The sequence below is a fragment of the Providencia sp. wls1914 genome, assembly GCF_009706645.1.
GTDB lineage: Bacteria > Pseudomonadota > Gammaproteobacteria > Enterobacterales > Enterobacteriaceae > Providencia > Providencia zhijiangensis.
Genome location: NZ_WLUN01000016.1, coordinates 819,995 through 833,751, shown reverse-complemented (window position 1 = coordinate 833,751; position 13,757 = coordinate 819,995). Strand labels below are relative to the sequence as shown.

The 13,757-nt window shown below is 42.0% G+C and carries 10 protein-coding genes; 8 read left to right on the top strand and 2 right to left on the bottom strand.

The window, feature by feature from the left end:
* Positions 1-18 precede the first annotated feature (18 nt).
* Genes betI through betA form a run of 3 tightly spaced genes read left to right on the top strand, consistent with a single transcriptional unit; the run spans position 19 to position 3,822 of the window.
* Positions 19-621: a transcriptional regulator BetI gene (gene betI, locus GKR74_RS14710; RefSeq protein ID WP_154604437.1), complete on the top strand. Its 603-nt coding sequence runs from the start codon at positions 19-21 to the stop codon at positions 619-621.
* A 21-nt stretch (positions 622-642) separates the two neighbouring features.
* A complete protein-coding gene (betB, locus tag GKR74_RS14705; protein WP_154604141.1) occupies positions 643-2,121 on the top strand; it encodes a betaine-aldehyde dehydrogenase in 1,479 nt (492 codons plus the stop codon).
* Positions 2,122-2,154: 33 nt separating this feature from the next.
* Positions 2,155-3,822, top strand: coding sequence for a choline dehydrogenase (gene betA, locus GKR74_RS14700; RefSeq protein WP_154604140.1), 1,668 nt, complete (start codon positions 2,155-2,157; stop codon positions 3,820-3,822).
* Positions 3,823-4,225: 403 nt separating this feature from the next.
* On the opposite strand, the gene cutA is transcribed toward betA, so the two are convergent.
* Positions 4,226-4,573, bottom strand: coding sequence for a divalent-cation tolerance protein CutA (gene cutA, locus GKR74_RS14695; protein ID WP_154604139.1), 348 nt, complete (start codon positions 4,571-4,573; stop codon positions 4,226-4,228).
* Between the two features lie 590 nt (positions 4,574-5,163).
* On the opposite strand from cutA, the gene GKR74_RS14690 reads away from it, so the two are divergent.
* Positions 5,164-6,636, top strand: a complete 1,473-nt coding sequence (locus GKR74_RS14690) for an anion permease (protein ID WP_154604138.1) — start codon at positions 5,164-5,166, stop codon at positions 6,634-6,636.
* 274 nt (positions 6,637-6,910) lie between these two features.
* Positions 6,911-7,231, top strand: a complete 321-nt coding sequence (locus tag GKR74_RS14685) for a hypothetical protein (RefSeq protein ID WP_154604137.1) — start codon at positions 6,911-6,913, stop codon at positions 7,229-7,231.
* 105 nt (positions 7,232-7,336) lie between these two features.
* Here GKR74_RS14685 and GKR74_RS14680 read toward each other — a convergent pair whose 3' ends face one another.
* Complete coding sequence (locus tag GKR74_RS14680; protein ID WP_154604136.1) at positions 7,337-8,428, bottom strand: NADH:flavin oxidoreductase/NADH oxidase; 1,092 nt, start codon at positions 8,426-8,428, stop codon at positions 7,337-7,339.
* Positions 8,429-9,036: 608 nt separating this feature from the next.
* Between GKR74_RS14680 and GKR74_RS14675 the strand changes: the two genes are divergently transcribed.
* From GKR74_RS14675 to GKR74_RS14665, 3 genes are all read left to right on the top strand, one after another.
* The gene (locus GKR74_RS14675) at positions 9,037-10,353 is read left to right on the top strand and encodes a CitMHS family transporter (RefSeq protein WP_181478423.1); all 1,317 of its coding nucleotides are present in this window, start codon (positions 9,037-9,039) and stop codon (positions 10,351-10,353) included.
* A gap of 461 nt (positions 10,354-10,814) precedes the next feature.
* Positions 10,815-11,636, top strand: a complete 822-nt coding sequence (locus tag GKR74_RS14670; protein WP_154604134.1) for a VanW family protein — start codon at positions 10,815-10,817, stop codon at positions 11,634-11,636.
* A 438-nt stretch (positions 11,637-12,074) separates the two neighbouring features.
* Positions 12,075-13,742, top strand: a complete 1,668-nt coding sequence (locus GKR74_RS14665) for a ShlB/FhaC/HecB family hemolysin secretion/activation protein (protein ID WP_154604133.1) — start codon at positions 12,075-12,077, stop codon at positions 13,740-13,742.
* Positions 13,743-13,757 lie beyond the last annotated feature (15 nt).

Here is a 13,757-nt window from a genome sequence, read left to right as displayed (position 1 = left end):
TTATTAGGTCTTCATGCCATGCCGAAAATAGGCGTTCAATCGATACGTAAACAGCAGTTAATTCAGGCCACTTTAGCTGTCATCAACGAAGTGGGAATGCAAGAAGCCAGCTTTGTGCTGATCGCCCGTAAAGCGGGGGTATCTACTGGGATTATTAGCCACTATTTCCGTGATAAAAGCGGTTTATTGGAAGCCACCATGCGCCATATCCAGTATCAATTAGGGTTTGGTATTGCGATGCGACTCAGATTATTGAGTGGTGAAAATCCTAAAGCGCGAATTCAGGCGATTGTGGAAGGGAACTTTGACTCCACCCAAATCAGTGAAGCCGCGATGAAAACGTGGCTGGCATTTTGGGCGAGCAGTATGCATCAACCAAATCTGAACCGCTTACAGCGGGTGAATGACCGCCGCTTATATTCAAACCTCAGCTATGAATTTGGGCGAGTGCTAAATAAACCTGCTGCACGCCGTGCTGCTAAAGGTTTGGCTGCCTTGATTGATGGATTATGGCTACGTAGTGCGCTGAGCAATGAGTCTTTTCCTGTGACGGAAGCGCTCAGCATCACTAACGAGTATATCGATATGCAATTGGCACGTGCAGGAGACCATTCGACCTAACTATTTTTCAAAGGAGACGTTATGCAACATCCACCGATTCATAAGCTTTACATTCATGGCGGATATGTCGACAGTTCACAACCTGAATGCGGGCAGTTTGAAGCAATCAACCCAGCCAATGGCGACGTGATTGCACATTTGCAATCAGCTAGCATCGACGATATTCACTGGGCGGTGGAAAGTGCAAAACAGGGGCAAAAAATTTGGGCGGCAATGACCGCGATGGAGCGCTCACGTATTTTGCGCCGTGCCGTGGATATTTTACGTGAACGTAATGATGAACTCGCCTATTTAGAAACCCTCGATACGGGGAAGCCACTTTCTGAAACGCGCTTTGTGGATATTGTGACGGGCGCGGATGTTCTTGAATACTATGCGGGCTTGATCCCCGCTCTAGAAGGGCAGCAAATTCCGCTACGTGAAACCTCGTTTGTCTATACTCGCCGTGAACCCTTGGGGGTTGTTGCGGGGATTGGCGCATGGAACTACCCCATTCAAATTGCGTTATGGAAATCCGCACCAGCACTGGCGGCGGGTAACGCCATGGTATTTAAACCCAGCGAAGTCACCTCATTAACCGCATTAAAGCTGGCGGAAATCTACACGGAAGCGGGTTTACCTGCGGGGGTGTTTAACGTGGTAACAGGAATGGGTGGTGAAGTGGGGCAATGGCTAACAGAGCATCCTGATATTGCCAAAATCTCATTTACCGGCGGCGTCCCGACAGGGAAAAAAGTGATGTCCAATGCCTCTAGCTCAAGCCTTAAAGAGGTCACTATGGAGCTTGGCGGAAAGTCACCGCTGATTATCTTTGATGATGCTGATTTAGAGAAAGCCGCTGATATCGCCATGATGGCGAACTTTTATAGCTCTGGGCAAGTGTGCACCAACGGGACGCGAGTATTTATCCCAGAAAACCTGAAAGCCGATTTTGAAGCCAAAATCGCGGAGCGCGTTGCGCGCATTCGTATTGGCTCACCAATCGATGAAAATACCAATTTTGGGCCTTTGGTCAGCTTCAAGCATCTGGACAATGTGCTGCGCTATATCGAGATTGGCAAGGCGCAAGGGGCGACAGTGTTATGTGGCGGTGAGCGTCTGATGACTGAATCGCTGGCAACCGGTGCTTATGTGGCACCGACGGTGTTTACTGATTGCACAGATGAAATGCAAATCACCCAAGAAGAGATTTTTGGCCCTGTGATGAGCATTTTAAGCTATCGCACAGAAGATGAGGTGATTGAGCGAGCAAATCACTCGATTTATGGTTTAGCCGCTGGGATTGTCACGCAAGATCTCGCTCGTGCTCATCGCGTTATTCACCAATTGGAAGCGGGAATTTGCTGGATCAACACATGGGGAGAATCCCCTGCGCAAATGCCAGTGGGGGGTTATAAGCATTCCGGTGTCGGTCGTGAAAATGGCCTAATGACACTGCAAAATTACACTCAAATCAAATCCATTCAAGTTGAACTCGGAGAGTTTTCATCCATTTTTTAATCACTTAATTTGACTGAAACAGAGGAGATAACAATGGTCTATGACTACATTATTATCGGTGCTGGTTCAGCCGGTAACGTTCTTGCTACCCGCCTGACAGAAGATACTGATGTTACTGTGCTGCTCCTTGAAGCAGGAGGACCGGATCACCGGTTCGACTTTCGCACACAAATGCCAGCGGCATTAGCTTACCCACTTCAGGGACGCCGTTATAACTGGGCGTATGAAACAGAGCCTGAGCCTCATATGAACAACCGCCGCATGGAATGTGGGCGCGGTAAAGGGCTTGGCGGCTCTTCATTGATTAACGGCATGTGTTATATCCGTGGAAATGCCATGGATTTTGATGGCTGGGCGCAAGCGCCAGGGCTAGAAGATTGGGCATATGCCAACTGTTTACCGTATTTCCGTAAAGCAGAAACCCGCGATATTGGTGGAAATGATTACCACGGCGACCAAGGTCCCGTGAGTGTGACGACGCCAAAACCCAAAAATAATGTACTATTCCACGCGATGGTTGAAGCGGGTGTTCAAGCGGGTTATCCGAGAACGGATGATTTAAACGGTTACCAGCAAGAGGGGTTTGGTCCGATGGATCGCACCGTGACGCCAAAAGGGCGTCGTGCGAGTACCGCCAGAGGGTATCTAGACCAAGCTCGCGCCCGTAAAAACTTGACGATAGTTACCCATGCCACTACGGATACCATTGAGTTTGAAGGGAAAAAAGCGGTTTCTGTGAAGTATTATTTAGGAAAGCATCAGCAAGTGCAGGTGGCGAAGGCGCGCAAAGAAGTCTTATTATGCGCTGGGGCTATCGCCTCCCCGCAAATATTGCAGCGCTCCGGTGTCGGCCCTAAAGCGGTATTAGCGCAGTTTGAGATCCCTCCCGTTCATTATCTGGAAGGTGTGGGTGAAAATTTGCAAGACCATCTGGAAATGTACTTGCAATATGAATGTAAGCAACCCGTTTCCCTGTATCCCGCATTGAAATGGTTTAATCAGCCGATGATTGGTGCGCAGTGGTTATTTAAAGGTACCGGTATTGGTGCCAGTAATCAGTTTGAAGCGGGTGGGTTTATTCGAAGCAGTGAAAAATTTGCATGGCCAAATATTCAATTTCACTTTTTGCCAGTGGCGATTAACTACAATGGCAGCAATGCGGTGAATCAGCACGGTTTTCAGGCTCATGTGGGATCCATGCGTTCGCCAAGTCGCGGTCGAGTGCAGATAAAATCTCGTGACCCGCATCAACACCCTAGCATCTTGTTCAATTACATGTCTTGTGAGCAGGATTGGGAAGAATTTCGTGCAGCGATCCGCATCACAAGGGAAATTATGGCTCAGCCAGCGTTAGACCCGTATCGAGGCGAAGAGATCAGCCCCGGTAAGCACATTGTGACCGATGAACAACTTGATCAGTTTGTACGAGAACGCGCAGAAACGGCGTTTCATCCTTGTGGAACGTGTAAAATGGGCTCGGATGAAATGGCAGTCGTCGATGGAGAGGGGCGAGTTCATGGGATTGATAACCTGCGAGTGATTGATGCATCCATTATGCCGCTGATTATTACAGGCAATTTAAATGCCACAACCATTATGATTGCGGAAAAAATAGCGGACAAAATTCGCGGTCGAGAACCATTAGCACCCAGCCAGGCTCCCTATTTTAAAGCGGGTAGTCAGGCAGCTAGAGCAGGCTAAAACGTGGTTTATGGGTGACGTATTTTATGGGTGAGGGGACGTCCTCACCCTTTGTGTTATTTATCCACAATTAAGTTAGGGAAATGAGCCATGACGCTTGGAGTGAATAGGGCAAGGTAAGTATTCGAAATAAGATATAAAACAGATTTATACTTTTTATTTAATAAAGGGTAGAGTATTGAATTGAAAGGTTCATATTTGGATGTGTAATCTGAAATTTAACGCTATTGGTGTCAATCTGACAAAAAAATCCTCCAAACGAAGGAGGAAAATAAATATTAAGCGAGACTACTTATATAACACTAATTTTGTATTTACCAAAGCTGACCAGCTAATAAAAATGATCATAATTTGCTATATGAAAAAGGAATGTAAACCGAAAATAATATGGCAAGTATGAATATTAACGGACAGAATTAACCAGCCACTGTAAATAATTATCTTCAACTTGGTTCGGGTCTAACCGAATTAATTCAGGAATTTCATAGGGATGAATTTCCTTGATAGCATCAAATAACGCTTGTTGATTACCAATCGTACTTTTTATCAGTAATAGAATTTCATTATCTTCCGTCACATTTCCTTTCCACAAATAGACTGATTTCATTTCTGGTAATAATGAAACACAGGCAGCAAGGTGGTTATTCAACAGGTATTGTGCAATTTTTATCGCGCTTTCTTGGCTATTAGTTGTGCTTAAAACGATACAAGGTTGTTGTTGGCTCTTATAATGATTATCGTCAAATGTCATTTCAATCTCCTTTATTTAAAGGGCTTATTTAAATGAGTAGTCTGATTCATTCTAGCTTAGCTGCCCATGAGATAACAATATATTTACTCTAATAGCTTAAGGCTTGAGCTAAATAATTTCATTAATCAATTAGCCTGTTTGATTTTTATTCGCTCTAATAAACTAAAGTAAATCTATTTACAAGGTGCTTTATTGCTATTCTTGATTAATTATGAGTAATTCGATTCAGCATTAAGTTTTAGATAGGTAAATATCAATAATTATTGAATTTTTGTATATTAATTGAGTTTTGGGAAATATTTTAATATTTAATCGCTTTAATCCGATGGAAGAGTTAGTGACGTTTTTACGTATAAATGTTACTCGTTTTTATTTTGCAGCCACTTTTAACTCACTTTAAGGGAGTGTGACTGTTTGTGAATTTTAATTACATTTTGTTACATAATGGCTTGAAATTCATATGAAACTCAGTAACCAAATGATAACGATCAATATTTTCAGATGATTATTTGCTAACATCAACTGAGAATAAAAAAATATATATTGCACTTTCTCTGTCATTCCATCTCAAAAACTGTATGGATACCCTTATGAATAAACTGACTCCGTTAAAACCGATACCCACTTTAATCGCCGTCGCGATAACGTTAATTATCTGGTTTGCTATTCCTGTTCCTGAAGGTGTTAATCCGAATGCATGGCATTTATTAGCCCTGTTTGTCGGAACTATCGCCGCGATTATCGGTAAAGCATTACCAATTGGTGGTGTTTCTATTGTTGCTATTTCATTGGTGGCCGCGACAGGCGTCACTAATCCAGAATCGACGAAAGGCGCGATTGCAGATGCATTAAGTGGTTTTTCCAATGACCTGATTTGGCTGATTGGTATTTCCATCATGGTCTCCATGAGCTTGAATAAAACGGGGCTGGGAGCGCGTATTGGTTATTACGTTATTTCTCTGTTTGGTAAAAAAACCATTGGGATTGCATACTCATTGGCTATTGCAGAAACCATTCTTGCACCGGTGACACCAAGTAACACCGCGCGAGGCGGGGGGATTATTCACCCGATTATGCGTTCGATTTCAGACAGTTTTGGATCTAAGGCGGAAGACGGCACTGCAGGGAAAATAGGGCGCTACCTCTCTTTAGTGAACTACAATATCAACCCAATTACCTCTGCGATGTTTATTACGGCAACAGCACCGAACCCATTGATTGTGAGCTTAATTGTCAGTGAAGCGGGTAAAGGCAATGAGCTAACTTGGGGAATGTGGGCGATTGCGGCATTCGTACCGGCGATTGTCTCTTTGATTTTAATGCCACTGGTTATTTACTTCATGTATAAGCCAGAAATTACTTCTACACCGGATGCGCCTAATTTCGCCAAAGAGCGTTTACAACAATTAGGCCCGATTTCACTGCCAGAAATGATCACTTTAGGGGTTTTCATCCTGTTATTAATGATGTGGGCAGGGGTTCCTGAAATGCTGTTTGGCCCATCATTTAGCGTGAATGCGACGACGGCAGCCTTTATTGGTCTGAGCGTATTATTGGGCACTGGGGTGATTAACTGGGATGATGTCCTGAAAAATAAAGGGGCATGGGATACCGTTGTTTGGTTTGCCGCACTGGTAATGATGGCAAGCTTCTTAGGTAAATTAGGTCTGATTAAGTGGATGTCTGTCACAGTGGGAAGCTCCATTGATAGCATGGGAATTAGTTGGGTTTGGGGTACCTTAATTTTGGTGCTTATCTATGTTTACTCCCACTATTTCTTCGCCAGTACAACCGCACATATTACCGCAATGTTTGGTGCGTTCTTTGCGGCGGGTCTCGCATTAGGTGCACCGCCAATGCTGTTAGGTTTAACCTTAGCATTCTCCTCATCCTTAATGATGTCATTAACTCACTACGGCACGGGTACAGCACCGATTATCTTCGGTTCGGGCTATGCCACACTGGGCGAATGGTGGAAAGCAGGCTTTGTGATGAGTGTGGTTAACTTAATTATTTGGATCAGTTTAGGGAGTATTTGGTGGAAATTCCTGGGTTACTGGTAATGCCATTGAAGATTAACTAAAAATACTTATTCATCAAAAGCCGGAATTATCTTCCGGCTTTTTTATCCTCTATAGACTGTGAGTGAAATTATATTTTACTGGGCGAAAAATCATAAAATTTAAACCTTAAATTAGTGAATTCATTGAAATAAATAGGGCAATTAAATATTCAATGGAAACAAGCTTTTTTAATTTAAAGCAGCTATGATTAATACTAAGGCATGTTGTAGGGTTTTAATGTAATCCGATATAAACAAAGATAAATAGGTTAAAAATGAAAAAGACAGTATTAGTATTGGGTATGGCGGGTATGATGGCATTGTTGTCAGCGTGTTCAGACGAGAAAAAAGAGATTGCAGAGTATCGTTCTGAGTTCGTAAACAACTGTGTAAAAGCAGCAGGCGAATCTGATGCAGAAACCGCACAAGCTATTAGCGCAATCTGTGGCTGCGCTTACGATAAAACTGTTGAAAAATATGGTTTAAAAGAATTTAAACGTTTAGACAGCGAACTGCAAAAATCACCTGCTGCTGCGCCTGAATTCCAACAAACTATGATTTCATTTGTTCAAGAGTGTGCGACTAACGCGCGTTAATTGAATAGCTTTAGTCATTGTTAAATAAAGCCACGGTGATGAAAAATCCCGTGGCTTTGCTGTTTTTAGGACTGGTTTTTAAATCAACGCTTATTTAAAGCTACTTTATTTAAATAACTGCTTAAATTGATGCGGAGCACAGCGTAAATATTGTGGTGCTACATTAATTTGTTCATTGAGAACACTGGCGGCACGCCATGGCCAGCGCGGTTCGTATAAAATACCGCGACCAATCGCAATAAAGTCAGCTTGCCCAGTCGCAATAATCGCTTCTGCTTGATGAGGCTCGGTGATCAGTCCTACAGCAATCACTGGCATATCGGTATGTTCGTGAATCGCTTGTGCCAGTGGCACTTGGTAATTTGGACTAACAGGGATCTGCTGCTTGTCTGACAATCCACCGGAAGAAACGTGGATATAATCGCACCCTAATTCTTCTAGCACTTCAGTGAGTTCAATAGATTGTGTCAAATCCCAGCCCCCAGCGACCCAATCTGTCGCTGAAATACGGATACCGATAGCAATATTTGGACTGACTGTCGCACGCACTTTACGAAATACATCCACTAAAAATCGAGTACGGTTAGCAAAACTGCCACCATATTCATCTTGTCGCTGATTGGCGATAGGAGATAGGAATTCATGCAGTAAATAGCCATGAGCTGCATGAATTTCAATTAAATCAAAACCCGCTTGTTCAGCGCGTTTTGCGGAATCTACAAACTGTTGGGTGATTTCGTGGATCTCATTCACAGTGAGAGCCTTCGGTGGATAGCTGTCACCAAAAGGCAGGGCGGATGGCGCTACCGTTTGCCAACCATGCTGATCTTCTGGTGCTAAGTTTTGTCCACCTTCCCACGGTAGTGCGCAGGATGCTTTTCTGCCTGCATGGGCAATTTGAATTCCTAATTTTGCATTGGCAAAACTCTTGATGTTCGTTAATAGGGTTTTAAACGCCTGCGTTTGAGCATCATTCCATAAACCTAAATCTTGGTAAGTAATTCGCCCATCGGGGTTTACAGCACTCGCTTCGACAATCACAAGGGAAGCGCCGGATAAGGCAAGGTTCATATAATGAGCCTGATGCCAAGGACTGATGAGACCTTCATGTGCGGAGTATTGGCACATAGGTGGCACAATAATGCGGTTAGTTAGCTGAACTTGACCTAAGTTAGCCGGTGAAAATAGGTAACTCATTCCTTTTTCCTTATAACGAAACTTAAGATAATTCTGACAGTATACAAAAAAAGGAAGACCATTCTTGTGATAAAGCGGCAAATTTAGGTATTCAAAAAAAATTTTCGTTATAAGCAAGCTGAAAAAGCAATAACGCGAAGATAATTTTGAGGAAAAGAATAAAAAGTATAAATCTCTGCTTGCTATTTTTTATTATGAATAAAAATGCGAGGGATAGAATATAGATATATAGCAATGTGCCATTTCAAATCATGATAAATACTCGCTTAGTGTATCTCTCTTTGTTAACTCCATGATAAATCTAGAGAGATAAACTTAATTCGGTTTTATGGTTTTTATGGTGCTAATAGGTTTTCACTCTGAGTTTCTATTCTATTCAATGATTTTATTTACCTTGAAATCAATATTGCCGCCGCAAAAAAATAATTTTCATCTTGCAACCTATATAGGGGCTTTATATAAGCAATGATTAACCCTGATTAATATTAGTTTTATGTAAAAAGAGCCATGGAGATGAAAATAAAATTACAACTGTAAAAGTGTAGCTGCTTTATTTTCAACAACGTGTATTAGCCTGTGAAAATATAATTCTAAAAAGGAAGGTCAATGTGTTAACAATTATTGGTATTTTAATCATCGTGACAATCGTCACTTTACTGATGATGGGTAAAGCTAGCCCAATTATTGCAATGTCTTGTATTCCTTTTATTGGTGCACTGCTAGCGGGATATTCTATTGGTGAAATCTCGGTCTTCTTCGAAAGCGGCATTAATAAAGTAGCAAAAGTGGCAGCAATGTTTTTGTTTGCCATTTTGTTCTTCAGCATGATGAAGGACTTACATATTTTTGACCCACTGATCCGCATGATGGTCAAAATGACCCGTGGTAATGTGATTATCGTCTGTATTATGACCACGTTGATAGCGGGGGTGGTGCACTTAGATGGCTCCGGCGCTGCAACGTTTTTAATCATTATTCCGGCATTATTACCGCTATATCGACAATTAGGTATGAGCCCATACCTTATGTTGCTGCTGATGTGCGCAAGTATGGGGATCATGAATATGGTGCCGTGGGGCGGGCCACTAGGTCGTGCGTCAGCGGTAACAGGCATTGATGCCTCTACACTATGGCAAGGCTTAATTCCCGTACAATTGATTGGTATGGGTGGCGCTGTGGTATTTGCCATCATTATGGGAATGCGTGAAAAGCGCCGTATTGCTTCGGCTGCATTAAATGGCACCACACCGTATCAAATGGATTCACTGTTAGGTGAAAGTGAGCAAATCGCAGATGTGGTTGACATTGCTCATAAACCTAAAAAGCCATTAATTAATGGTGGATTGATTGTCGGGGCGATTATCTGTTTAGCATTTGGGCTACTTTCAGCACCATATGTGTTTATGATTGCACTTTCTTTAGCGCTATTAATTAACTATCCAAATCCAAGAGAGCAGATGAAGGTACTTTCCCTGCATGCCCCACAGGCGTTAGGTATGGTGGCAATTATTCTCGCCGCTGGGGCATTTTTAGGTATTTTATCTGATGGTGGAATGTTGAAATCCATTGCGATGGATCTGACATCAATTCTGCCAACGGAATGGGTATCAAAAATTCATATTTTTGTGGGTATCCTCGGCGTACCTATGGATATTTTCACCAGCACTGACGCTTACTATTTTGCATTGTTGCCGATTATTCAGCAGATTGCCGCGACGGCAGGGGTTGATCCTTCTGCGGTGGTGTACGCCATGGCGATTGGGAATAATGCCGGTACGTTTGTGAGCCCGTTCTCACCAGCAGCATGGTTGGCGATGGGGCTGGCGGGGATTGATATGGGGCGTCATTTGCGGTATTCGTTCGGGTGGATTTGGTTATTTAGCTTTTTCACGCTAGCCGTCGGGGCGGTTCTTGGATTGTATTAATCGCTCGTCGTCTTTTGCACCCTAACGTTGTTGGCTTCAAAAGAAAACCCTAGTCACATACTTATGTATTCTCCTAGGGATTTTCTTTTTTGCCGCCTAGTTACGGCGCAAAATCCATAGAGCCAATGTTTGGAAGTTGAACTGCTCGTCGTCTTTTGCACCCTAACGTTGTTGGCTTCAAAAGAAAACCCTAGTCACATACTTGTGTATGCTCCTAGGGTTTTTCTTTTTTGCCGCCTAGTTACGGCACAAAATCCATAGAGCCAATGTTTGGGGAAACTAAGGAAAAACCTAAAATCTGGAATCTGGAATCTGGAAAGATAGAAGATAGGGAAAATAAACAGAAAACGGTGGGAGAAAATAGTTGCTAAGTGGAACATTAATTATCGGACAGTGACTATATTGATGATGAGGGAATTATGTGAAGATACCTTTATTATCTGAAACCTATAAGGCTCGACATGCGCAGACCACTTTCTTCCTATCATCCTATTTTGTATTGGCTGCGCGTGAATCAAAAACGTCTACTTAGGCGCTGGCACTGGGCATTTTCAGGGCGCAAATATACCCGCAATTTAGCGGAGCAACCGCTAGAATACCGTTACCATAAACACACATCACGGCTGATCCGCAAGCTGGGTCAATCAGACCTTCGGTTGCAACATAACAAAGTGATAAACCTCGGAATTGCGATTGAAACGATGAACGGCGTTACCATTGCTCCGGGGGAATACTTCTCGTTTTGCCGTCTTGTGGGCAAACCCACAGCCAAACGTGGATTTGTGGAGGGTATGGAACTTTCTTACGGAGAAGCTCGAAGCGGGATTGGCGGAGGAATTTGCCAGCTCAGTAATTTAATCCACTGGATGATACTGCATTCTCCATTGCAAGTCGTGGAACGAGCCAATCACAGTTTTGACCCATTTCCTGATGAAGGGCGCGTTTTGCCATTTGGATCAGGTGCCGCTATTTTCTATAACTATATCGACCTTGTGCTGTATAACCCAACCCAAGCAACATTTCAGTTAGTGTTTAACATTGGCGAACACCAAATTGAAGGGGAGCTATTGTGCTCTGAGCCCCGCGAAAATAAATATCATATTTACCAACAGAACCATAAGTTTGTTCGAGAAGGCGGCGTGATTTATCGCCATAATGAAATTTGGCAGCAAATCACCACCAAAGGGCAAGAGCCGCTCACACTTAGCGACCGCTGTTTATACCGCAATAAAGTGGTTGTGAAATACCCATTGGATGAATCTCAATTGAGTGACGTGGGTTAATGCGTAATTGTGATAACCGTGTAAATTATTTTAAAAAGAGTGTTATTACTTTAAATAGAAAATAGATGCCAGTATTATTAAATACTCAAGTGTTATATTTATACGTTGATATCATGCGAAATAATATTCTGCATTAAGTGTGCTTTAATTAAGACGGTAAATATTCATTAGATGAAAAACCAAGTTAAATGATGTAATTATAAATCCATAGTGTTTTAATGGACTTGTTTTTATTCGGAAATAGTGATTATCATTCATTATGATAGTGACTATTGGTGTTGTTTCCAGTATTAAATTCCAAGATTGGTTTTATCTGCTGCTTTTTCTTTTTTGAGTAGTGATTTTAGTTATAAAATCTACAGTTATTTATATTTCTATTGATGGATTTTCTTTGCTGATTTAGTTTGTCTTATCTTAATTATCTATGTCGATTTAAATATGACCAATATTCGTAAAATTATTTTACTAACCTTTCTTTTTTTTATTAATAATGAGGAAGGGAGTGCGATATTACCTCTACCAATAAATACGGATAGCAATCAATTTGAGCAGAGGCAGCGGCTTGAATTTGAAGGAATACAGCGAGATTCTATTTTAAATGGAAATGAACTGCAGTTTCATGATAATAAACTTAGTGATGATTTAAATGCTAAATGTATTGATATAAAGGAAATTGAATTAATTAATGATTCAGTTATTTTCCCAAAAGAAATATTGGAGATAACGAACCATTATAAGGAACAATGTTTATCAATAGTTGCAATTAAAAATATCACGAAGGAAATTACTAACTACTACATAAAGCAAGGCTATATTACTTCTCAAGCATTTATTTCGGAGCAAGATTTATCAAATTATATATTACGGATACAGGTGATTGAAGGACGAATTGAATCTATCACTATCGAAGATTCTCCGTCCCGACTCGTCGCCATGACATTTCCGAACCTAACTGGCAGTATCTTGAATTTGCGGGATATTGAACAGGGGCTTGAGCAGCTTAATCGCTCGACTTCAGCGCGTTATACGATTGATATTCAGCCGGGTACTAAATCAGGTTATTCTCGCGTGGTTATTCAGAAACAGGCTAGTACTCTACCGTTAAATAGTCAGTTGAGTCTTGATAATTCAGGGAATAAATCGACAGGAAAACAATTGCTGACGGGAAATTTAACGGCAGATTCCCTTTTGGGATTGGGTGAGCAATGGTCATTCAATGCCAGTACCGATACTGACTTCAGCCGTTCTCATCACAGCCGTTACACTGTTGCTGCAATCAATGTCCCTTATGGTTACTGGTCTTACCGTTACCAATTTTACCGGAATAATACGCTACAGCCATTTCAGGCATCGGGCCAGCAATACAGTTATGAAGGCAAAAACACCAATCAACAGCTTGATATCAGTCGCTTAATTTATCGCGATGGAAAACAGCGTCTTACATTACAAGGTAGTTTGAGGCATAAAAATGCAAAGACACAGTTAGCAGAACAAACACTCGTAATAAGTAGCCCCACATTAACATCAATTATGTTCAGTCCACAGTATACAACTATGCTCGGACAAGGTTATTTCACACTTAACCCTGCAGCTGAATGGGGGATATCGGCTTTCGGTGCATCACAAGACTTTCTTACAAAAGATTCACCGCGTAGCCATTACCGAAAGTTCAGCTTAAGCAGTAGCTATCAATATTATTTTTCCAATGGACTAACCTATTTAACTTCATTTTATGGGCAGTATTCTCCCGATAATTTATACGGTGTTGAGCGAGTAAGTATAGGCGGGCAGTACTCTGTGCGTGGTTATCATGAACAGTCGCTAAGTGGTAATCGTGGAGGATATTGGCGCAATGAAATGAGTAAAGACATCATTGATACCTCTTTAGGGCAGTTGCGTGTCGTTGGAGCCTTAGATTACGGCTTTATTGCTTCAGATAAATACCATGTTGAGAATGGCACCCTAGCGGGTGGTGCCGTTGGTATCTCACTGATCAGTAATAACCGATTTTATTCTCAACTTCTATTCAGCAAACCTTTGCATTATCCATCACAGCTTAAACCAGACAATTGGTCGACCTATTGGTCGGTTTCGTTATCTTTGTAGTGCTATGTTTTTCAA